A 22,762-nucleotide genomic window follows, 5' to 3' on the forward strand; every position below is an offset into this window, starting at 1 on the left:
TTTCGCACCCTTCTTGGGAGCGATTGAACGAAAGTGAAGATTCTGCGCTCCCAGCCCCTCCCAGCCCCTCCCGGGCGCTCATGACGAAAGCAGCGCAGGTTCATACTGAAAATTCGGGAACTCGACGTTTCAGCCGTTTCCCCTTGACGAGACCTATGCCACACTATAACCTTTCTCCACCGTCGCGAACTTTCCGAAACTTTCGTTCATATGTGCCGGTTGAACGATGCCTCTCCCCTGCCAAGCAAAGGAATCCCACAATGCGCAACGCCAAGAACTTGCCCTCCTCTTCCTCGCGGAAATTCAGCACACCTCGCCGTCTGCTGGTTTCTGCTGCCATGATTGCCCCGCTGACCTTGGCCGCCTGCGGCGGCGCACAGCCGGGCGGGGAGGCCAACGGCGAATTCTCCGCTTGGGCGCTGACCGGCACCCAGCAGAACGCGTTCAAGGATTCCTTCGCCCAGTGGAACGAAGGGAAGCCGGAACAGCCCATCGCCGCCGACTTCTTCGCCAACGATGCCTATAAGGAAAAGGTCCGTACCGCCGTCGGCGCCGGCAACGCCCCGACCCTGATTTTCAACTGGTCCGGTGGCACCCTGGCGGACTATGTGGCCAACGGCAACGTCGTGGATCTGACCGGCAAGGTCGATGCGCTGGAAGAACGTGCCATCGAGGCCATCGAGAAGAGCGGAGAAGTCAACGGCGTGCAATACGCCGTTCCGAATAACAGCACCCAGCCAGTGGTGCTCTACACCAACAAGAAGCTCTTCGAACAGGCAGGCGTCGAGGCCCCCGCCACCTGGCAGGAAACCCTCGACGTGGTCGAGGCATTCAAGGCCGAGGGCATCATCCCCTTCGCTGTCGCCGGACAGAGCCAGTGGCCCTACCTGATGTGGATCGCCTACCTGACCGACCGCATCGGCGGCCCGGAGGTCTTCCAGGCCATCCAGAACAATGAACCCAATGCCTGGAGCCACCCGGCGGTCACCGAAGCATTGACCAAGATCCAGGAGCTGGTCGAGGCCGGCGGCTTCGGTGACTCCTACGGCTCGGTGGTCGCCGACGCCAACGCCGACGCCGCCCTGGTCCACACCGACAAGGCCGCCATGCTGCTGCAGGGTTCTTGGCTCTACGCCGGATTCAAGGCCGATGCCCCGCAGTGGTATGAGGAAGAGAATCTGGGCTTCGCACCATTCCCAACCATCGATGGCGGCAAGGGCGATCCATCGAATATCGTGGGCAACCCAGCGAACTTCTGGTCGGTTTCGGCCGATGCTTCCGAGGAAGCCCAGCAGGCGGCTTTCGAGTACCTCAACGACTACACGCTGAACGAAGAATCGGTTAAGAGCTTCATCGGCCTGGGCCTAGTGCCTTCGGTTGACGGCGCCGAAGAGGCCATTGCCGCCAGTGAGGACGCAGGCTTCCTGGGCTACGCCTACCAATCGGTGCAAAACGCACCCAACTTCCAGCTCTCCTGGGACCAGGCTCTGGCCCCCGACCAGGCACAGGTCCTGCTGACCAACCTGTCGCAGATTTTCCAGGGTTCCATCACCCCGGAGCAATTTGTGGAAGCAATGAACGCAACCATTAAGTAGCCCCCATGCTGATGAAATCCCATACCCCACCCGTACGTTCGCGCCGACGGCTCGGCACCAACATCGGCCCGAGCAAATGGCTGCTGGCCCCCGCGCTGATCTTCTTCGCCATCTTTGCTCTGGTTCCGCTGTTGGGCGTGGCTGTACTGTCGTTCATGCACTGGGATGGGCTTGGCACCCCGTCCTTTGCAGGCCTGTCCAACTGGCAGCAGACCTTCACCAACCCGGTCACCCTGAACGCCATGTGGCTCACCTTTGCCATGACCGTTCTGTGCTACCTCACCCAAGCGCCGATCTCCATTCTGGTTGGCGTGTTCATGGCAGGCGAGCAGAAGTACCGGGCCGTGTACTCGGTGCTCTACTTCCTTCCGCTGCTGTTCTCTGCAGCCGCCGTGGGCATCGCCTTCAAGGCACTGCTGGACCCGAATTTCGGGTTATCCAAGGCCTTCAACATTGGGCTGCTGAGCCAGGACTGGCTCGGCAGCACCGATCTGGTCTTCTACGTACTGATTTTCGTAATCTCGTGGTGTTTCGTTCCTTTCCACTCGCTGCTGTACCAAGCAGCCGTTAAGCAGATTCCCACCTCCATGAATGAGGCGGCCATGCTCGACGGGGCAGGACGGGTGCGCACCTTCTTCTCGGTCACGCTCCCGCAGATCAAGTACACGGTCATCACCAGCTCCACCCTGATGATTGTCGGTTCCCTGACCTACTTCGATTTGGTGTTCGTCATGACCAACGGCGGCCCGGGCAATGCCACGCGCATCCTGCCGCTGGATATGTACCTCACCGGTTTCCGCAGCTACCAAATGGGTGCGGCCAGCGCCATCGCGGTGATCCTGGTGGTGGTGGGCCTGGTGGTCTCGCTGCTGCTGAACAAATTCAGCGGCACCGACAAGATGGAAAGCCAGCAGGAGGGCGCCTAATGAAATCGCAAATCAAAACCGGGTACGCGCCGAACGTTCCCGGCGGCCTCGCGGCGACCTTCTGGTTGCTGGTCACCGTAGTGCCGATCTACTACATCGTGGTCACCAGCCTGAAGCCGCGCCAAGAATACTTCGGGTCCAACCCGCTGGCGTGGCCCAAGAATCTCACCTTCGAAGCGTACGGACGAGTCCTGGAAAACGACTTCGCACTGTATTTCTTCAACTCTGCACTGGTCACCGTCGTGTCGGTGGGCGTGGTGCTGATCATTTCGCTGCTGGCCAGCTACGTGATTGTGCGCAACCGCGGTGCTTTCGCGAAATTCAGCCACCGGCTGTTCCTGTTGGGCATTGCGATCCCCATCCAGGCGACCATCATCCCGGTCTATTACCTGATCGTGGAAATGGGCCTGTATGACTCGTTGCTGGCATTGATCCTGCCGAGCATCGCCTTCGCCATTCCGATCAGCGTCTTGATCCTGACCAACTTTCTGCGCGATGTGCCTTCCTCGCTCTACGAGGCAATGACGCTGGACGGTGCCAGCCACTGGCAGATGTTCCGGTTGCTGGTACTACCCCTGTCCAAGCCGGCCATCATGGCCGTAGGCATCTACAACGCATTGCAGGTGTGGAATAGCTTCCTCTTCCCGCTGGTCCTGACCCAGAGCTCGGAAGTGCGCGTGTTGCCACTGTCCCTGTGGACCTACCAAGGCGAATTCGCGGTAGACATCCCAGCGGTGCTTGCCGCAGTGGTCCTCTCCTGCGTCCCTCTCCTCGCCGCCTATATTGTCGGCCGCCGCCAACTGGTGGCAGGCCTGACTGCTGGCTTCAGCAAGTAACCCCCAAAAAACTTCTGCAAAGGAACCTCGTGAACTACAAGAATTCGATCTGGCGTGACACCGGCCAGCCTATTTCCACCCGCGTCGAGGCATTGATGGCCGAGATGACAATCGAAGAAAAAGTCTCCCAGCTCGGTTCCTCCTGGATTCGCCCGGCAGAGCGCAACAGCAATGGTGAAGGCAATGTGGCCCCAATGGAGAACACCTTCTCCCAGGACCAAGCCAGTTTCGACACCGAGATTGTCGATGGATTGGGGCAGATCACCCGGGCCTTCGGTTCAGCCCCGCTGGAACCGGCCACGGGCCGGGCACGTCTGGCCGAGCTGCAGCGCAAGGTCGTGGCGGCAAACCGCTTTGGCATTCCGGCCTTGGCGCATGAAGAATGCCTGACCGGTTTCACCACCTTGGGTGCCACCTGCTACCCCGCCTCGATTGCGTGGGGTGCCAGTTGGGATCCGCAATTGGTCAATGAGATGGCCTCGCGCATTGGCGCGGACATGAAGAAGGCCGGAGTGCACCTCGGGCTGTCCCCGGTGCTTGATGTGGTGCGCGATTACCGCTGGGGCCGGGTAGAAGAAACACTGGGCGAAGATCCACACCTGGTCTCGGAGCTGTCCACCGCCTATGTGCGCGGCATCCAGGACTCCGGTGTCCACGCCACGTTGAAGCACTTCGCCGGATACTCCGCCTCCCGTGCCGGACGCAACCACGCCCCGGTGACCATTGGGCACCGTGAATTCGAGGATGTCATCCTTCCTCCCTTCGAGCGTGCGGTGCGCGAAGCCGGGGTGAAATCGGTGATGAACTCCTATTCCGATATCGATGGCGAAACCCCCGCGGCCAGCCACCGGCTGCTGACCGAAGTGCTGCGTGAACGATGGGGATTTACCGGCACCGTGGTCTCTGACTATTGGGCCATCAGCTTCCTCGAAACCATGCACCGCATTGCCAAGGACCAGGATGAAGCGGGCATTGTTTCACTGGCCGCCGGTATGGACGTTGAACTTCCCGAAACCAACGCCTTCCGCAATCTGGCCCAGGCCGTGGCCGACGGCCGGCTCAACGCCGAGATACTGGACACCGCGGTGCGCCGCGTGCTGGTGCAAAAAGCCGAGCTCGGGCTGCTCGATGCGGATTGGTCGCCGGAAGCGGACTGGGAAGGCGATCAGGTTGATTTCGATTCGCCTGCCAACCGCGCCCATGCACGCAAGATGGCCGAAGAATCCATCATCCTGCTCAAGAACACCGGGCTGCTGCCGCTTGGCGGGCCTTCTGCCCCGGCGTCCATCGCTGTGGTGGGCCCGTCGGCCTCCCAGCCGCGAGCCCATCTGGGATGCTATTCCTTCACCAACCATGTGCTCTCGCGCTTCTTCGGAGAGGATGCGCATGGCATCGAATTGCCTTCAATCCTTGATTCGCTGATCTCAGCTCCGGCGCTGGCCGGAGCCGACATCAGCTACGAGCGCGGTGTCGACTTCACCGATATGGACGGCAGCGGCATTGCCGCCGCGGTAGCGGCGGCTCGCGCGGCCCAGCTGGCCATTGTGACCGTGGGTGACCTCGCGGGCCTCTTCGGCCGTGGCACCTCCGGCGAGGGGTGCGATGTGGTGGATCTTTCGTTGCCGGGCCGGCAGGCTGACCTGGTGGAAGCAGTTCTGGCGACCGGCACTCCGACCATTTTGGTTTTGGTGACCGGACGCCCGTACTCCCTCGGTGCCTTCGCGCAGCGGGCGGCCGGAATTGTGCAGGCATTCATGCCAGGTGAGGAAGGCGGGCCGGCTCTCGCTTCGGTATTGACCGGAGAGATCAATCCTTCGGGCAAGCTGCCGGTGCAGATTCCCGATCATATTGGCGGACAGCCGGGCACCTATCTCCAACCCCCGTTGGGCTGGTACTCCGATGGTGTCTCCAACCTTGATCCACGGCCGCTGTATCCCTTCGGGTACGGGCTGTCCTATACCGATTTCGAGCTGCGCGATCTGCAGATATCGGATGCGGAAATCGCCAATGACGGTACCGTGGACATCTCGGTGACGCTCACGAACACCGGTAATCGCTCCGGAGCGGAGGTCATCCAGCTCTACTTGCGAGATGAGCTCGCCTCGGTTGTTCGGCCCCGTCGCTGGCTGACCGGTTTTGCGAAGGTGGCGCTGGAGGCTGCCGAGTCCAAGCGCGTGAGCTTCACGGTGCATGCGGATCGCACCTCGTTCACCGGCCTGGAGAACCAGCGCATTGTGGAGCCCGGCAGCTTCGCCGTGGAGGTTGGCAACAGCAGCGAGGATTTGCCCCTGTCCGGTTCCTTCACGATTACTGGAGAGGTACGCACAGTGCCCGAAGGAAGAGTCATGGATACGCCGGTGCAGGTGAACGCCGTGGTTTCACCCCCTCTCCAGGAAGCTGCGCCGAGCGGAGCCTAGCTCCGCCCGCGGAGCGCTATTCGCTGCTATCTTCCATAGCTCGCCGCCCGACACCATCGAGATGCTTCTCCATGGCAGCTCGGGCGGCTTGCGCATCCCCGGCTTGGAAGGCCTGGAGGATCTTGGTGTGTTCGGCGATGGCACAGTCAGCGTCCGTGACGCCGCGTCCAGCGAAGAGCCGGAACCGTTGCACCTGGCCACCCAGGGCCTGGTAGGCAGTCAGCAAGAATGGGTTTCCCGTATGTTCTGCGATGAGCCGGTGGAAATCCTCATCGGCTTTCCAGTAATCCCGGAATTCGCTGTAGGACCCGCCGGTCGGCGCGGTGCGCAGCCGCTCGATGGTGTCGGCGAGCTGCTCCACCATTTCCCCGTCAGCCCGGGCGCAGGCCAATTCCGCATTTTCGGCTTCAATCAGTTTTCGAACGGCTACCAGCTGGCCATGTTCCTCTGCTGTCATCAACGGAGCCACTCGATAGCCCTTGAGCGCGGCACGGCGCACCATGCCGGTATGTTCCAACCGCGCCAAGGCTTCTCTCACCGGTGTCGGTGAGACTCCTAGATCACGGGCAATTCCGTCAATGCTCAGCGCAGCATCAGCCTCGAACCGTCCATCAATCAGGGCAGCGAGGAGCTCCTCATACACGCGATCGGCCAAGACCTGGCGTGAGGGCAGCGAGGTTTGGGAAAAGACGGAAGCCATCAAACCATCATATATTCGTCGGCGTTCATTGGGGCCACCTTTCAGGTCCATCTATTGACATAGATCACACTTTCCTAGATCCTATAGGAAATAGGATTCAAATATTGGAGGCAGAATGCCCTATACAGCAGCCGACTGGCCGATCACCGCAGCCCTGTTGCAGTTCCCCCACGAACTGCCCGCCGGCGGCACCGTCCAAGAAGCCGACGCATCGGTATGGTTGGACGTTTTCACCGAAGTCCGCGAAGCCGGATTCACCAACGTCGACCTCTTTGATGGTTGGGTCCGCCCCGGAGACCTCAGTGCCAAGCGTCTCGATGAGCTCAAGGCCACCGCGCAAGCGGCCGGCGTCGGCGCACCAGCCATTTCGGCCATCCGACGCAGCGTGATCGATGAACAAAGCTGGGAAGGCAACCTCGCCTACAGCCATCGCACCCTCGAAGCCGCCGCCCACTTGGGTTGCGAAGTTGTCTCTTTCGGCCTGCACCAGGCCTTGACACCAGCCCAGCGCGAACAGCTGTGGTTCTGGACCGTTGAAGGACATCAAGATCCGGTGGGCGATAGCGAAACTTGGGATAAAGCGGTAACGCGAATCCGCGAACTGGGCACCCATGCAGAAGAGCTTGGCCTCCTGGTCTCCTTGGAAATGTACGAAGACACCTACCTCGGCACCGGCGACTCAGCCGTGCGCCTGCTACAAGACATCGATCTTCCCAACGTCGGGCTCAACCCGGACCTGGGCAATCTGGTCCGGGTGCACCGCCGGATTGAGGACATCCATGAGCTCATCGCCAAGACCATGCCCTATGCCAACTACTGGCATGTGAAGAACTACCTGCGCGATGAAAACTTGGCCCGGGGTCATTTCTCAGCCATGCCAGCCCCGCTGGAAACCGGCGTGATCAGCTACCGCGAAGCCTTCAAGGTGGCCCTCGAACACGGCTTCCAAGGCATCATCTGCACCGAGCATTACGGCGGAGACGGACTGAGCGTCAGCGCCACCAACCAGCGCTACCTGCGCGAGCAGATCCTGCCCAAAACCACCGGCTACCAGCTCGGCACCCCGCTCGTAGCCCAGGGCCGGCAGCAACTCCAAGCTTCCTAACTCGATTCCCAACAAGCACAAGCAGGTTCCAGAAGACATGACAAAAATCTTTGACGATCCCACCGGATTCGCTGATGCGGCCATCGACGGGTTGGTCGCAGCCCACCGCCACCGCCTCGAACGTGTGGACGGCGGCGTGGTGCGTGCCAGCGAAATGAAGCAGAACCAGGTGGCCGTGGTCATCGGCGGCGGTTCGGGACACTACCCAGCCTTCGCCGGACTGGTAGGCCCTGGCCTGGCCGCCGGCTCCGCCTGCGGAAATCTCTTCGCTTCGCCTTCGGCCGGACAGATTTACCGTGTAGCCAAGGCCGCCTCCACCGGAGGCGGGGTGCTGCTCAGCTACGGCAACTACGCCGGCGACGTGCTGCATTTCGGCCAGGCTCAAGACCGATTGAATGCCGAGGGAATCCAAACACGCACCGTGGTGGTCACCGACGATATTGCCAGCGCCCCTGTCGAGCGCCGGCATGAACGCCGCGGAATCGCCGGAGACCTCACAGTCTTCAAGATCGCCGGGGCTGCCTCGGAAGAAGGCGCAGACCTCGAAGAAGTCGTTCGCCTGGCCGAGAAGGCCAATGAGCGGACCCGCAGCCTGGGCGTAGCCTTTGATGGCTGCACCCTGCCCGGCGCCGACGCCCCGTTGTTCCACGTGCCAGCACGGAGCATGTCGCTGGGTCTGGGCATCCACGGTGAACCAGGAATCTCCGACCATCAGCTGCCTACCTCCCGCGAGCTGGCGGAATTGCTGGTCTCCCAGCTGCTTGAAGAGCGCCCTTCCGGTGCCGGGACCCGCGTTGTACCTATTGTCAATGGCCTGGGCACGGTGAAATACGAAGAACTCTTCGTACTCTTCGGACACGTAGAACGCCTGCTCATCGCCGCCGGATTGCAGGTCGTTGAGCCCGAATGCGGTGAACTGGTCACCAGCCTGGACATGTCCGGTGCCTCGCTGACCCTCTTCTGGGTGGACGAGGAGCTTGAACGGCTATGGAGCGCCCCAGCCGATACACCTGCATTCCGGCGCGGCAACATCACTGCCGCCGCTCGACGCTCCTTCGCGGTAGCCGGCACTGAGGAACTCACTCACGAAGTAGCCACCGAGTTCTCCTCGCAGCTCGGCCAGCAAGCGGCCAGCCTGCTCGAAATTACACGTGAAATCATCGTGCGCCACGAAGCGGAACTGGGAGATCTCGATGCCATCGCCGGGGACGGCGACCACGGGATCGGCATGCGCCGCGGCATCGAAGCAGCACTCGGCGCCGCCCAAGCCGTCGCCGGGTCGCTGAGCGTGCGCGATGTCCTGTCGGCCGCCGGCGAAGCATGGAGCGAGAAGGCCGGCGGAACCTCCGGTGCCCTGTGGGGCGCGGGAATCACCGCTTTCGGTCAGTCGCTGGGCAACCGTGAACAGTACAGCCATGCAGACCTGGCCCAAGCCGTCGAAGCCTTTCGCGATGCGGTCATCACCTTGGGCAAAACGGATCTGGGTGACAAGACCATGGTTGATGCCCTGCACCCCTACACGGCAGCCATCCGGGAAGGCATTGACGCCGGCCAGCGGCTCGGCCAAATCTTGGAACGCAGTGCCAGCACCGCCAAGGAAGCAGCCCTGGCAACCGCGAATCTGCGTCCCAAGAAAGGCCGTGCCCGTCCGCTGTCGGAGAAGTCGCTTGGCCATCAAGACCCCGGAGCGTATTCCTTCGCACTGATCGTTGCCGGTCTCTCCGCGCAGCATGCCAACAGCACCCTGGCCTAGCCCAACCGAGCACAGCAGAAACCGAGCACAGCAGAAAAGGACAACATGGAAAAGAAACTGAAGATCATCATCGGCAATGACGAAGCCGGAGTGGACTACAAGATAGCCCTCAAGGCCTTCTTGGAAGCGGATGTCCGCGTGGAATCCGTAGTGGATGCCGGGGTGGGATCCAATGACTCAACGGCATACCCGCATGTTGCGGTCGCGGCTGCCAGGCGGGTGGCTGCTGGCGAAGCGGACCGCGCACTGCTGATCTGCGGCACCGGATTGGGCGTGGCCATCGCCGCCAACAAGGTTCCAGGCATCCGCGCCGTTACGGCTCACGACTCCTATTCCGTAGAACGATCAGTGCTCAGCAATAATGCACAAGTGCTGACCTTCGGGCAACGGGTCATCGGCTTGGAGCTGGCCAAGAAACTGGCCTCCGAATGGCTCGGCCACCAGTTTGATGCCTCCAGCGGCTCAGCGGCCAAGGTCGATGCGATCTGCTCCTACGAGCCCGAAACCAACTAAACCCACCGCAGGGTCGGCAAATCTCCTTCTACGAAAGACACATCATGGACATCAAAGTAGCAATTATCGGTTCGGGTTACATGGGCGGTGGCATTGGCCAGGTGCTGGCCTTGGCCGGTGCGCGCGTAGCCCTGGCCGATACCTCGGCAGAAATCGCACAGAAGAATCTGGAACGCCTGTTGGCCGAATCAGTTGATTTCGAATCCCGCGGACTGTTCCCGGAAGGCGCCACCGAGATCCTGAAGCAGAACCTTTCTGCCGCGGCTTCCTTGGAAGAAGCTGTCGCTGGTGCCGACTTCATTGAAGAAGCCGTCCCCGAAGTTCTGGAAATCAAGCACGAGACCCTGCGCCGGATCAGCGCGGCCGCCTCGGCAACCGCAGTGATCGGTTCAAACACCTCGACCATCTCGATTGGCGATATGGCGAGCGCCGTGGCCAATCCAGAGCGCTTCCTGGGCGTGCACTTCTCCAATCCTTCTCCGTTCATTCCCGGCGTGGAAATCATCCCCCATGAAGGCACTTCGCAGGATGCGATCGACACGGCCGTCGGGTACGTCGAAGCCACCGGCAAGGAAACCGCCGTGGTCAAGGATGTTACCGGGTTCGTCCTGAACCGCTTGCAGTATGCGCTCTTCCACGAAGCCACCCAGCTGGTGGAAGACGGCGTCGCCTCGGCCGAGGCCATTGACACCCTGGTGCGCACCACTTTCGGATTCCGCCTGCCGTTCTTCGGTCCCTTCGCCATTGCCGACATGGCCGGGCTGGACGTCTACAACTTCTGCTACACCTCCCTGCAGTCCGACTTCCCGGAACGGTTCGCCACCCCGGGGATCCTCACCGAGAAGATCGAGGCCGGCAAGCTGGGCACCAAGTCGGGCGGGGGATTCCTGGACGTCCCGGCCGATCAGCTCGAAAGCCTCATCGCCTACCGCAACGAGGCCTACGTCAAGATGGGCCAGCTGCTCAAGGAACTCGGTCCGGCGCCGCTGGCCCCGGTCACCGCCAAGTAGCGTCCCATGTCCACGATCATTCGCCCCGAATCCCAATACATTGGCGTCAGCACAAAAATGTATCTGGGCTACGCACAGTCCTTGGCCTGGCTCGAAGGCATCCGCGAGCAACTGCTCGCACACGATGCGCCAGCGGCAGCAACGTCGGAACTCATTACCTTTGTTGCGCCATCTTTCCCGGTGCTCGAATCCGCGGCGCGAATACTGCGCGGTACCGGCTGCCAGTTGGCCGCACAGAACTGCGCGGTCACCGCTGGAGCCGTGACCGGTGAGGTCAGTGCCGGGCTGCTGGCAGAACTCGGGGTGCAGATCGTGGAGCTGGGGCATGCAGAACGGCGTGCCGATTTCGGCGAAGACGACCGCGTGGTGGCAGCGAAGGTACGCGCTGCCACCGCCTCCGGCCTGCGCCCCCTGCTGTGCATCGGAGAGCTGGAACACGGCGATGCCCCCAGCGCAGCACGCCAATGCCTGCAGCAGATCTCCGCTGCACTGGGCAGCGGGACCACAGAGGTGATCGATCCGTCCTCGGTGCTCTTCGCCTATGAACCGGTCTGGGCGATCGGCGCCGCCGCGCCGGCGACCGCCGAGCACATCAATGCCGTATTGCGGATTATCCGCAAGGAACTGACCCGCAGCGAAAAACCCGTGGCACTGATTTACGGCGGCAGCGCAGGCCCGGGACTGCTCCCCCGCCTTCCCGAGGCCGATGGCCTCTTCTTGGGCCGATTCGCCCATGACCCAGCCAACTTCGGCGCCGTGCTCGATGAAGCGCGCGCCCGCCAAATTCATCTGGAGACCTCATGATTCAACTGACCTCCCTCAGGGTGGCCGCAGCTACGCCACCCGAGGCGACGCTGCCGATTCCCGTCCTGCTGCTGATTGCAGTGCTGGCCATAGCCTTGCTGCTGTTTCTGATCATGAAAGTCCGCATGCATGCGTTCTTCTCATTGATTATCGTCAGCTTGCTGACCGCGGTAGCTGCCGGTGTGGGTGCACAGGATCTGCTGGAGACCATCGTCGGACCCTTCGGCAAGACACTGGGCAATGTGGCCATGCTGGTTGGCTTCGGTGCGGTACTCGGTCGAATCATCGAAACTTCCGGCGGCGCGCAGGTGATCTCCGAGAAGCTGATCGGTCTGTTCGGCGAGAAACGTGCACCGCTGGCTTTGTCCGTGGCTTCGTTGCTCTTCGGCTTCCCAATTTTCCTGGATGCCGGCTTCATTGTCATGCTGCCTATTATCTATACCGTGGCACGCCGGGTCGGCGGCGGACTGCTTCGCTACGCGCTGCCTTCCGCAGGAGCCTTCCTGGTCATGCACGCGCTGGTGCCACCGCACCCGGGTCCCGTTGCTGCCGCGGGAATCGTCGGTGCCGACGTCGGGTTGGTGCTCATGGTTGGACTCCTGGTTGGATTACCGACCTGGTATGTTGCCGGATACCGGCTCTCACTGGTGCTCGCCGCTCGCACCCAAATGATTTCCGTCCCTGAACTGCTCGGCAAGCCAAAGGAAGACCAGCAGAACCGTCCGAGCTTTGCGGTAGTGCTCAGCTTGCTGCTGCTGCCGCTGGTATTAATTTTCATGAATACCGGGATCAAGACACTCCAAGCTACCGGGGCCGCCCCGGAAGATGCACTGTGGGCCCAGATTCTCGTTTTCCTCGGCAATACGCCCATCGCCTTGCTGATCTCCACCTTGCTGGCCATGTACCTGCTGGTCATTCGGGGACATGAGGGTCCGCTCGGCGGCGCGTTGGAAAAAGTTGTCGACGACGCGCTGGCTCCGGTGTGCTCAATTATTCTGATTACCGGCGCTGGCGGCATTTTCGGAGGCGTGCTCACCGCCACCGGCATCGGCGGGGCAATGGCCACCAGTCTGCAAGCGGTCGGCATGCCACTGATCCTGGCCGGCTTCCTGATTGCCGTGATCATGCGCGTCGCCCAAGGGTCGGCCACCGTCGCCGGCACCACGGCGGCGGGACTCATGGCCCCGGCGGTCGCCGCGTCTGGTGACCAATCACCGCTGGCGCTCGCCTGCATTGTGGTGGCGATCGTCGCCGGTGCGATCACCCTCTCCCACGTGAACGACTCCGGATTCTGGCTGGTCAGCCGCTTCCTAGGCCTGTCAACGAAGACCGCCCTGTCAACCTGGACAGTCATCGCCACGGCCGTCGGAGTGATGAGCTTCGCCTTGTGCTGGTTGCTCTACGTCCTGGTTGCCTAGCGCGTTTATGGCCGACCGGCACCGAATCACCGCTCTTTTAACTGTCAAACTCCCCAGCGAACCCAAAAGTTCGCTGGGGAGTTTGCTGCATCCCGATGGAAGCCGCTGAATCCAAGGTTCCGGAACCTTGACGCAACCCAGCTGCCCAGCCATGCCCTGCCGACCGCTAACTGCCGAAAGCCGGGGTCAGTAGCCCTAGCGATCTACTCGAACTAATCGTAGAATGAAAACTAAATCCCGCGATACGAAAGTTGAAATATGTCCGAGCATTCCACACCATTGGCCGCAGGCCAGCAGGCACCGGCCTTTTCACTGCGCAACGCGCAGGGAGAAACCGTATCACTGTCCGACTACGCAGGACAGAACGTTATCGTGTACTTCTACCCGAAGGCAGCCACCCCCGGGTGCACCACCGAGGCATGCGACTTTCGCGATAACCTCAACTCATTAAAGAGCGCCGGGTACTCGGTCTTAGGGATCTCACCGGATGAACCTGCGGAGATCGCAAAGTTCGCCACAGATGAATCCTTGAACTTCCCGCTGCTCTCGGATCCGGACAATTCGGTCGCCAAAGCCTATGGCTCCTTCGGCGAGAAGAGCTTTGGTGAAAAGACCTTTGTCGGCACGCTGCGCTCCACCGCCGTGGTTGCTCCGGACGGCACGATCAGCCAGATCGAATACGCCGTGGATGCGAAGGGACATGTCTCCAGGCTGCGCGAGGCGCTGGGCGTTTAACCACCGGCGGGCCTGTTTCCCAGAGATTTCTGGGAAACAGGCCCGCTGCCGCATTCACCAGGAGGTTAGCGTCCGGCGATCTTCACCAGCTTGTGGTTGATGAACTCATCCATGCCGTACTTGCCTAGTTCGCGTCCGATCCCCGAACGCTTCACGCCGCCAAAAGGCAGCTCCGGGAATGAGGCCGAAGGCTCATTGATGGCCACCATGCCGCTTTCCAAGCGAGCGGCGATACGCTCCGCGCGGTCCATATCCTGCGTGTGGATGGAAGCCCCCAAGCCGTAGTCTGAGTTATTTGCCAGCGCCACCGCTTCTTCCTCCCCGTCCACCTTGTAGAGCACGGCCACCGGCCCGAACAGCTCCTCGGAGAAGGCACGCATCTCCGGGGTAACCCCGGCCAAAATGGTCGGTTCGTAGAAGGCGCCATCCCCATCGATCTGCTTGCCGCCGGCGAGCACCGTGGCACCCTTGTCGATGGCGTCCTGCACCTGGGCGGCCAGCCCGTCACGGGCCGCAGCGGAGGAAAGCGGTCCCAAGAAATTCTCGCCTTGAGTCGGATCCCCCACCTTGATTCCGGCGACCTGCTCGGTCAGCGCGGTGGAGAACTGGTCATAGACCGAAGCATCAATGATGAAACGCTTCGCGGCGTTGCAGGCCTGCCCGGTGTTGCCGAAGCGTGCACGCATGCCAAGCTTCGCACTGCGGGTCACGTCTGCATCTTCAAGCACCAGGAATGGATCTGAACCGCCCAGCTCCAGGACGACCTTCTTCAGGTTGCGTCCGGCAATCTCCGCCACCGCTGAGCCGGCGCGTTCGGAACCGGTAAGCGAGACTCCCTGCACCCGGCGATCGGCGATGATGTCTGCGACCTGGTCGTTGGTGGCGAAGATATTGACGTACGCACCTTGCAGGGCACCTGCCTCGCGGAAAATCTCTTCCATGGCCAAGGCCGACTCCGGGCACTGCGGTGCGTGCTTGAGCAGGATCGTATTGCCATTCATCAAGTTCGGGGCAGCGAAGCGGGCCACCTGATAATACGGGAAGTTCCACGGCATGATGCCCAGCAGCACACCGACAGCTTCCTTGCGCACCAGGGCTTTGCCACCCGAGGCAATTTCCAGCTCTTCATCTTCAAGGTACTTCGGACCGTTCTTCGCGTAGTAGCGGTAGATCGCCGCCACGATGCCGATTTCACCTAGGGCCTGCTTGACCGGCTTACCCATTTCACGGGTGATGATCGCAGCGAGCTGCTCGGCGCGAGCCTCGTAGATATCTGCCACGCGTTCGAGCAGAGCTACGCGGTCGGTCAGCGCTGAGACGGACCATCCTGCATAGGCTTCATGGGCTGTTGAAATTGCGGTCTGGATCTGCGCGTCCGAAGCAATGGGGTAAGTTGCTTCCACGACTCCGGTGGCGGGATTCGTTACTGCGTACATATTCGCGCTCCTTCGCTTGGCGGTTTCTATACCATTCCCGGATACCCAAGGTTGTTGAGTCCATGGCATTTGATCCCCAGTCTGCCAGCACCGCCCCACCCCCGGGCAAGGCGGCGCGTGAAGAAACTACATAATCAATACGCTAGGACTGAATCCGGGTGAATTCCAGATGCGTCACGCCACTGCTCGTCGTAGTGGATGCGATCGAGTAGTTTCGCTCCATCCCTTCAAGACCGTCCCAGAGCCGGTCACCGCGTCCCAAGATAATCGGCACCTGCGCCACATGCAGATAGTCAACCAACCCTGCGCGCAAGAAGTCCCGCACGCTGAGCACACCTCCGCCGAGACGCACATCCAGCCCGTCGGCGGCCGAGACAGCCAACTCCAAAGCCTTCCGCGGAGAGGCGTCAGTGAAATGGAACGTCGTCTCCCCCAAGGTCAAGGAATCACGCCGGCGGTGACTGAGGACAAACACTGGTGAATGAAACGGTGGCTCGTCTCCCCACCAGCCGGTCCACTCGAGGTCATCTTCCCACCCCGGCGGGCCGTACTTTCCAGAACCCAAGATTTCGGCTCCGATACCTTCAAAAGATCTTCGGGCAAAAACATCATCTTCGGCAGTAGCATCGTCCGCTGGGACGCGCTCGCGGTTGCCCGATAACGACTGAAAAGTCTGGGTGGGGATGAACCACTCAAGCAGTCGCATCCCGGCATGCCCGAAAGGTTCATCGAAGCTGCGATTCACTCCGCTGCCTATGCCGTCTAGCGAAATACCCAAATTGTGCACTCTGAGTTTTGCCATGATGCCGGATTCCCGTCTCGGTGGGTCAGTGTCATTTCCCGGAACCGCAGGGTGCGTCGGCCAAGCGGCTAGAAGTTGTGGCTAAGTCTTCCACTTCAATGACTGAACCGAAAGGGGTGAAAGCCAGCCTCCGCGCCCTAGTTAAATCGTCGATTTCTGCTGGCACTACTCGGCCCCGCGAGCCACGCCTGAAGCCACACATTCCTCGCAGGAAAGATTTGGCTAGATAATATAAGAGACTCCATTACTCCTCTCTTCCCTGCGGGCACCGCGATTCATAGTATTTGTTCGTCGCAGGACCGTCATAGCGGCCCAACGTGTTTCTAAGGTCTATGAAAACTAGCTCAGCTCGATTCGAAGTTCCCGTTCTCCTCGGAACGCAAACGCTGTTCAACATCGGCTTCTACGCGGTAGTTCCATTTCTTGCGGTGGTCCTTACCAATGATTTCCTCCTGGCTGGCACAGCGGTAGGGCTCATTCTGGGGATTCGAACGTTTGCCCAGCAAGGTCTCTTCCTCGCCGGCGGTAGTCTCGCGGACCGTTTTGGCGCACGAAATACGATCCTCATCGGATGCGCGGTTCGCGCCGCCGGGTTTTTCACCTTGGCTGCGTCGCTGTGGGCCAGCACCCCCATGCTTTGGATGTTCATTCTCGGAACACTGCTCACCGGATTCGGCGGGGCACTATTTTCTCCCGGGCTCAACATCTTGGTGGCCGCGGCTCAGTCCGCCCGAGACCAAGGAAGACCGGCGGAAACCAAACGCACCACGCTCTTTGCCTGGCTGAGCATTACCGGCGAAATCGGAGCGGTCACCGGCCCGCTGGTTGGGGCGGCACTATGGGGTTGGGGCTTCTCGACTGTCGCCGGATTCGGCGCAGCATTTTTCGTGGCGATTGGCCTGTTCTTATGGGCCAATTTACGCAGAGAAGACTCCGAGATCTCCTCGCTGGGTCTGAGCAATGACTCTACGCAGCGAAAGAGCAGTCTGCGTGAGTGCCTGAGAGACCGCAGATTCGTGGCTTTCTGTGGTTTGCACGCATCAGATTTGTTGGCATATAACCAGCTCTACCTCGCCATTCCTTTGGAACTTGAACGCATGGACTTGGCGACCCAGTGGTTGGGAATTGTTTTCGCCTGGATTTCAATTCTGACGCTGACCTTGCAGCTGCCCGTCGCATGGCTTGCCGCCCGTTTAGGACCGTCGATAACTTTGCGTTTAGGGTATCTCTTCAGCGCTTCAGGATTTGCTGTCCTCGCATTCATTCCCGCCTCCGCCTTCGGAAACGAACCCGGATCAGCACGAATCATGTGCGCAGTAACCCTGCTTACTCTGGGACATATGAGCGTGCACCCCACCGCCCTGAGCCTTGTCCCGAAATTTGCCGGAACACTAGCCACCGGATCCTACTTTGGCTTGCTGTCCAGTTGTGGCGGGCTGGCCGTGCTACTGGGAAATATGCTCATTGGTTGGCTGCTCACTCAGGCCATCCAAGAGCTTCTCCCCGGATACCTGCCATGGTTGGTTCTGATTCTTCCGCTGGTCTTGGCTTCCCTCTATGCCCCTGGAATCGTGCGCCGCATAGGAACCACCGCTTTTCGACGGTGAAGTACGACATATTAGGTAAAGTGACGCAGAATTTCCACACCAATCATCAATTCTGCACTACTCAGAATGGCTTATCGCGGCCACCAAAAACAGATCTATTGTCGACCTGCTTTTTCCGTGCGCTCCGCACTGCCTTTCCACACGGTTAATTAGGGTACGCTTACCAAGGCTCTAACGCATTAGAAGCCTATTCATCACGTAATGCCGAAGGATTGCCATGAACTTTGGACGCTTAAGCGCCGCCGCCGGAATCGCGGCCATTGCGCTCGCGCTAACTGCCTGCAGCACCTCCACACAGAATTCCGCGCCAGAGCAGTCCGCAGATCAAGACGCCCGCATAGTAGTGGCTAACTTCCGCGCACCGGTGTCCAACTGGGCCTTGGAAAGCGACGACGCTTACGTGCTCTCAATCTCCGGATGCCTGGAAACCCTGACTCGGTATGACCAGACTGAGAAAAAAGTTGTACCGATGCTCGCTGCCTCGTGGAAGCAGTCTTCCGATACTCAATGGGATTTTGATCTCCGCGAGAACGTGAAGTTCCAGGACGGCACCACATTGGACGCCAAAGCCGCAGCCGCATCTCTGAGCCACGTCCTGAAAACTGCCGCGCCGGCCCGCGCCATCAACCCCAAAACCATCAGCAAGGTTGCTGCCCTCGACGCCGACACCGTCCGAGTCACCACGCCTTCGACAGATCCGCTCCTGCCCTACCGCATGGCAAGCGTGAATGCAGGCATTCTGTCCCCTGATGCCTACACCGCCAAGGGCATAAACCCCTTTGGCCACTGCACCGGACCCTTCACCCCAGTTTCCGAAAAGGCCGGACAATCCCTGACTTTGGACCGCAACGAGAACTACTGGGATGGCACCGCGAAGCTAGCCGGCGGCGAAATTCGCTACATCACCGAAGGCGCCACCCGCGCAACCCAAGTCCAGACCGAAGAAGCCGACATCTCCATGTCCATTCCGGCGACCAGCCTGGCCACCCTGGAATCAGATAATTCTCTGAGCGTGCTCAAGGCTGATTCTCCACGCACCGCGACGCTCTACCTGAATAATTCACGCGCACCGTTCGACGATGCCAGCCTTCGCAAAGCCGCGACCATGTCACTTGACCTGCCCGCCATCGCCGCAAGCATCTACGAGGGCGCCGCGCAGCCTGCCACCGGACCCTTCGCACCGAGCGAAAGCTGGGCCAACGCCGACTTGGCCGTCCCCCAGCTGAACCTGGACGAGGCCAAGAAGCTCGTCGCCGAATCCGGGTACACGCAAGATCAGCCACTGGAAATCATCGCTATCACCGAACGCGCAGAATTTGCCGGGGTGGGCGCCATCATCCAGGAGCAGTTCAAGCAGATCGGCCTGCAGGCCAACGTTGTCACCAAGTCCTACGGTGCCGCAGAGCCAGACGTCCTCGCCGGCAACTACGACATGATCTTGAGCCAGCGCAATCGCATGATCGACATTGCAGACCCCATCGGCTTCCTGCAGGCGGACTACACCTGCGAAGGCGGCTACAACCTGAGCCACTACTGCAATGAGGACTACGACGCACTGATAACCAAGGCCGCGGGGGAAACCGACGAGGCCACTCGCCACCAGCTCTACCGCGAGGCAGGAGATATCCTGGCCGCCGACGCGGCGAACGTGTGGCTCGTCAACGAGCAGTCCATCGACGCCGTCGGCAACTCGGTCCAAGGCTACGTCCAAGACCCGCTAACCCGCTATGTCCTGACCAAGGATCTGGCGAAGACCAAATAAGTTGCTATCCCTCTCATCGGCGCTGCGCCGGGTCGCAGGACTCGGCGCAGCGGTCCTGCTCTCTTCCTTCGCGGTCTTTCTCGTGCCCTTTGTCTCCCCCGGGGATCCGGTGCGCGCGCTGCTCCGAGCCCGCATGGACATTGGCGCCGCCGATGAGGCGGCAGTGCAGGCCTACGCCCAGCAATTTGGCCTCCATGACCCGATGCTCGTGCAGTTCGGGCGTTGGCTTGGCAGGTTCTTCACCGGAGACATGGGGGTCTCCTACGTCAGCGGAACCCCTGTTGTCGACCAGGTTCTGCCCGCCATCGGCGTCACCCTGGCGCTGGCCGGTTGCGCCTTGCTGGTGGCCATCCTCGTCTCCATAGTGCTGGGCGTCGTTGCTGCCACTAATGCCGGGCAGTGGCCAGACCGGGTGATCACCTCGGTGACCCACGCGCTGATTGCCATTCCCGAATATGCGCTGGCTCCGCTGCTGGTCTTGCTCTTCGCGGTGCGCTGGTCGTTGCTGCCATCGGCTGGAATCGACTCCCCCGCATCATTGGTCCTCCCGGTATTCGTCCTGGCGCTTCGGCCCATCAGCTTTTTCAGCGTGGCGGTACGCTCGGGCGTGCACCAAGCCTTGGACTCAGAACATGTGTTGGCTGCCAGAGCCCGCGGCCTGAGCAGCACCCAAGCTCTGCTTCGTCACGTCATCCCCCATGGGCTGCTTCCGTTGTGGACCATGGTCGGGGTGTGGTTCGCCGGGCTGCTCGGCGGATCGGTCATCGTGGAAGTCATCTTCGCCATCCCGGGAATGGGACGGCTGATCTTTGACGCCATCGTGGACGCCGATATCCCGGTAGCCCAAGGCGGGGTGGTGGTGGTCGTGGCCTGCGCCGTGCTGGCTACGGGGATCATCGACCTGGTACATAGACTCAGCGATCCGAATGTACGCATTGGAGTACGCCATGACTAAAAAATCTCTTCGGGGGTTGCTGCTCAGCCCACCGGTGATAGTCCTTCTCATCGTATTATTCGTTACCGTATCAGCACCGTGGATTTCACCATTTGACCCAGATGCGCAGAGCCTCTCCGAACGCCTTCAGGCGCCCAGTTGGGCGCACCTGCTAGGTACCGATGCGCTGGGCCGCGACACGTTGAGTCGGGTACTTCACGGTGGACGTTTCTCCCTGGCCGTAGCGCTGATCACCACGCTGTTTTCATTGCTTGTCGGAACTTGCCTAGGCCTGCTGAGCGCACTGCGTGGAGGCTGGCTCGACGAGATGTTCCTGCGGATCAATGACCTGCTGCTGGCTCTGCCGGAGATCGTGATTGCGCTGTTGATCATCGCGGTGATGGGCCCAGGATTCACCACCATGGTGCTCTCCGTAGGGGTGGTGGCCTGGACTCCAACCGCACGTTTAGTGCGTTCACTGGCGGTGCAGGCACTTTCGACCCACCATGTGGAAGCTTCAAAGCACGTTGGCGCTTCGCGCTGGTTCATCCTGCGCCACCACGTGTTTCCGTTTGTTGCCGGCCCAGTGTTGGCCCAGGCAGCGTTGCGCTTTGGCCTATTGCTGGTCCTGCTTGGCTCGCTGTCCTATTTGGGAATTGGCGTCCAGCCACCCCAGTCGGACTGGGGATCAATGCTCGCCGAAGCGCAACCTCATGCGACGCGTTCCCCCTGGGGCCTGATTGCACCGGGTGCTGCAATATTCTTAGTGAGTTTCTGCGTGACCCTGCTGGGCAACCGCATCACTCAAACACTGAACGGACAAGATGTCCTCGCAACTGAGGTCAAGGCAGATCTGAATGACTAGAGAACTTGAAATCATTGATCTATCGGTCAGCGCCGGACCGAAATCGCTGCTTTCCAAAGTCAGCTGCTCGGTTCGCGCCGGTGAACTGGTTGCTGTAGTCGGACGCTCGGGTTCCGGAAAAACTCTGCTCACCAAGGCGGTCATGGGGCTTCTTCCCACACCGCTACAGGCTCAAGGCAAGATTCTGCTCAACGGCGAACGGATCGACCAGCTAGATGACAAGGGCATGAATGCCGTGCGTGGGCGACGCATAGGCATGCTGTTCCAGCAGCCAAAGCGAGTCATGAACCCTCGCCTCACCGTGCGCGCACACCTGCTGGAGGCACTCGGCGCCCAAGGCCTTGGCAAGGCCCGCAAGCACGAAGCTCAGGTAGAAGCCTTGCTCCATGAAGTGGGGCTAGCCCCCGCCGCAGAGATTGCCGGCAAGCGTCCGGACCAGCTTTCCGGAGGCATGGCGCAGCGTGCCATGCTGGCTATCGCCTTGGCCGCGGACCCGGAGTTCATTCTGGCCGATGAGCCTACGTCCTCCTTGGATTCCATCCTGAAGTCTGAAGTTTTGGAACTGTTGCGCCGCAAACAGCAAGAACGCGGCCTTGGCATTCTGCTCATCACCCACGACATTGCCAGCGTCCGGCATATCGCTGACCGAATCGTAGTGATCAGCGACGGCGAGATCATTGACCAGTGCCCCACCGCCATGATCTTCTCCAAGGATCGGCACGCCAAAACCCGTGAGCTGGTTGATGCGACTCAGGCAGGTCCAAGACGGCCGCGCGAAATTACTTCCGGATGCATCCTCGAAGCCCGCTCGGCCGGTAAGAATTACACACGCAGGGCAAAGGGCCGCGCAGCCTTGGAGCCAACAACCCTGCGCCTGCACGCGGGTGAAATCCTCGGTGTTGTGGGGCGCTCAGGCTCAGGCAAAAGCACCTTCGCGAGATTGCTCGCCGGACTGGAAAAGCCAACGAGCGGACAGATCCTTACGCATCATGAGACAGCTGCGTCCAATGCCGTTCAAGTCATTTCCCAAGAACCATACTCGTCCTTTGATCCTGCCCTGACGCTTCGCAAGAGTTTAAGCGCAGCGGTGCACCGGCTGCCATTGCAAGAGGCAACCAAGATCGTCGAGAACGTCGTGACCCAGGTTGGGCTTTCTCAGCAGCTGCTGGACCGAAAACCTGGCCAGTGTTCCGGTGGTCAACTGCAGCGCATGGCCATCGCCCGTGCTCTGCTGGTCAACCCGCAGGTGTTGATCTGCGATGAATCGACCTCAGCGCTTGATTCCGTGGCTCAGCGCCACATTTTGGATCTCTTGCTAGAGCTAAGTGACCGGCTTGGGTTGTGCCTGGTGGTTATTTCCCATGACATGGACGTGATCCGATATGTCAGTGACAAGGTCGCCGTTTTCTACGAAGGTGAACTCGTAGAGCATCGCAGTCTTGACGAGTTCCTAGCTTCCGCCGAACATCAACACAGCAAGGATCTGGTCGCCGCGTTGAGCGCTTCCGGCGCTATTTCCGCGAAGCCCTGAGTCCGGAAGCACT

19 protein-coding genes are annotated in these 22,762 nt (G+C 60.6%); 16 read left to right on the forward strand and 3 right to left on the reverse strand.

Annotated elements, in window-relative coordinates; all coding sequences use genetic code 11:
* Window positions 1-260 precede the first annotated feature (260 nt).
* From LG294_RS16255 to LG294_RS16270, 4 genes are read left to right on the forward strand one after another with little or no spacing between them, the layout of a single operon-like run.
* Window positions 261-1,595 (forward strand): ABC transporter substrate-binding protein, encoded by a 1,335-nt coding sequence (locus LG294_RS16255; protein WP_404287561.1) that lies wholly within the window; start codon window positions 261-263, stop codon window positions 1,593-1,595.
* Window positions 1,596-1,600: 5 nt separating this feature from the next.
* Window positions 1,601-2,521 (forward strand): carbohydrate ABC transporter permease, encoded by a 921-nt coding sequence (locus LG294_RS16260; protein WP_404287563.1) that lies wholly within the window; start codon window positions 1,601-1,603, stop codon window positions 2,519-2,521.
* The gene (locus tag LG294_RS16265) at window positions 2,521-3,357 is read left to right on the forward strand and encodes a carbohydrate ABC transporter permease (RefSeq protein ID WP_404287565.1); all 837 of its coding nucleotides are present in this window, start codon (window positions 2,521-2,523) and stop codon (window positions 3,355-3,357) included. The genes LG294_RS16260 and LG294_RS16265 overlap by 1 nt, the downstream gene beginning before the upstream one ends.
* 29 nt (window positions 3,358-3,386) lie before the next feature.
* Entirely contained in the window at window positions 3,387-5,774 is a 2,388-nt protein-coding gene (locus tag LG294_RS16270) for a glycoside hydrolase family 3 N-terminal domain-containing protein (protein WP_404287567.1), read from the forward strand.
* Between the two features lie 16 nt (window positions 5,775-5,790).
* Here the strand turns inward: LG294_RS16270 and LG294_RS16275 are convergent, their stop codons facing one another.
* Window positions 5,791-6,474, reverse strand: a complete 684-nt coding sequence (locus LG294_RS16275; RefSeq protein ID WP_404287569.1) for a GntR family transcriptional regulator — start codon at window positions 6,472-6,474, stop codon at window positions 5,791-5,793.
* A gap of 115 nt (window positions 6,475-6,589) precedes the next feature.
* On the opposite strand from LG294_RS16275, the gene LG294_RS16280 reads away from it, so the two are divergent.
* From LG294_RS16280 to bcp, 7 genes are all read left to right on the forward strand, one after another.
* Window positions 6,590-7,579, forward strand: coding sequence for a sugar phosphate isomerase/epimerase family protein (locus LG294_RS16280; protein ID WP_404287571.1), 990 nt, complete (start codon window positions 6,590-6,592; stop codon window positions 7,577-7,579).
* Between the two features lie 37 nt (window positions 7,580-7,616).
* On the forward strand, window positions 7,617-9,332 hold the full coding sequence (gene dhaL / locus LG294_RS16285; protein WP_404287573.1) for a dihydroxyacetone kinase subunit DhaL: 1,716 nt from the start codon (window positions 7,617-7,619) through the stop codon (window positions 9,330-9,332).
* A gap of 45 nt (window positions 9,333-9,377) precedes the next feature.
* A complete protein-coding gene (locus LG294_RS16290) occupies window positions 9,378-9,845 on the forward strand; it encodes a ribose-5-phosphate isomerase (protein WP_404287575.1) in 468 nt (155 codons plus the stop codon).
* Between the two features lie 44 nt (window positions 9,846-9,889).
* On the forward strand, window positions 9,890-10,855 hold the full coding sequence (locus LG294_RS16295) for a 3-hydroxyacyl-CoA dehydrogenase family protein (RefSeq protein WP_404287577.1): 966 nt from the start codon (window positions 9,890-9,892) through the stop codon (window positions 10,853-10,855).
* 6 nt (window positions 10,856-10,861) lie between these two features.
* The gene (locus LG294_RS16300; protein ID WP_404287579.1) at window positions 10,862-11,659 is read left to right on the forward strand and encodes a triose-phosphate isomerase family protein; all 798 of its coding nucleotides are present in this window, start codon (window positions 10,862-10,864) and stop codon (window positions 11,657-11,659) included.
* On the forward strand, window positions 11,656-13,077 hold the full coding sequence (locus LG294_RS16305; RefSeq protein ID WP_404287581.1) for a GntP family permease: 1,422 nt from the start codon (window positions 11,656-11,658) through the stop codon (window positions 13,075-13,077). Before LG294_RS16300 ends, LG294_RS16305 begins: the two co-directional genes overlap by 4 nt.
* 258 nt (window positions 13,078-13,335) lie before the next feature.
* Window positions 13,336-13,812 (forward strand): thioredoxin-dependent thiol peroxidase, encoded by a 477-nt coding sequence (bcp, locus tag LG294_RS16310; protein WP_404287583.1) that lies wholly within the window; start codon window positions 13,336-13,338, stop codon window positions 13,810-13,812.
* Between the two features lie 65 nt (window positions 13,813-13,877).
* On the opposite strand, the gene LG294_RS16315 is transcribed toward bcp, so the two are convergent.
* Window positions 13,878-15,248: an NAD-dependent succinate-semialdehyde dehydrogenase gene (locus LG294_RS16315; RefSeq protein ID WP_404287585.1), complete on the reverse strand. Its 1,371-nt coding sequence runs from the start codon at window positions 15,246-15,248 to the stop codon at window positions 13,878-13,880.
* A gap of 142 nt (window positions 15,249-15,390) precedes the next feature.
* Window positions 15,391-16,050, reverse strand: coding sequence for a dihydrofolate reductase family protein (locus tag LG294_RS16320; protein ID WP_404287587.1), 660 nt, complete (start codon window positions 16,048-16,050; stop codon window positions 15,391-15,393).
* A gap of 332 nt (window positions 16,051-16,382) precedes the next feature.
* Here LG294_RS16320 and LG294_RS16325 point away from each other — a divergent pair, with 332 nt between their 5' ends.
* The 5 genes from LG294_RS16325 to LG294_RS16345 all read left to right on the forward strand — a co-directional run bounded on the left by LG294_RS16325 (window position 16,383) and on the right by LG294_RS16345 (window position 22,749).
* A complete protein-coding gene (locus tag LG294_RS16325; protein WP_404287588.1) occupies window positions 16,383-17,657 on the forward strand; it encodes an MFS transporter in 1,275 nt (424 codons plus the stop codon).
* A gap of 217 nt (window positions 17,658-17,874) precedes the next feature.
* Entirely contained in the window at window positions 17,875-19,419 is a 1,545-nt protein-coding gene (locus tag LG294_RS16330; RefSeq protein ID WP_404287590.1) for an ABC transporter substrate-binding protein, read from the forward strand.
* 1 nt (window position 19,420) lies between these two features.
* A complete protein-coding gene (locus tag LG294_RS16335; RefSeq protein ID WP_404287592.1) occupies window positions 19,421-20,374 on the forward strand; it encodes an ABC transporter permease in 954 nt (317 codons plus the stop codon).
* On the forward strand, window positions 20,367-21,218 hold the full coding sequence (locus LG294_RS16340) for an ABC transporter permease (RefSeq protein ID WP_404287594.1): 852 nt from the start codon (window positions 20,367-20,369) through the stop codon (window positions 21,216-21,218). The genes LG294_RS16335 and LG294_RS16340 overlap by 8 nt, the downstream gene beginning before the upstream one ends.
* Entirely contained in the window at window positions 21,211-22,749 is a 1,539-nt protein-coding gene (locus LG294_RS16345) for an ABC transporter ATP-binding protein (RefSeq protein WP_404287596.1), read from the forward strand. The genes LG294_RS16340 and LG294_RS16345 overlap by 8 nt, the downstream gene beginning before the upstream one ends.
* Window positions 22,750-22,762 lie beyond the last annotated feature (13 nt).

Origin of the sequence: Glutamicibacter arilaitensis, from assembly GCF_044793945.1 — a bacterium.
GTDB lineage: Bacteria > Actinomycetota > Actinomycetes > Actinomycetales > Micrococcaceae > Glutamicibacter > Glutamicibacter arilaitensis_B.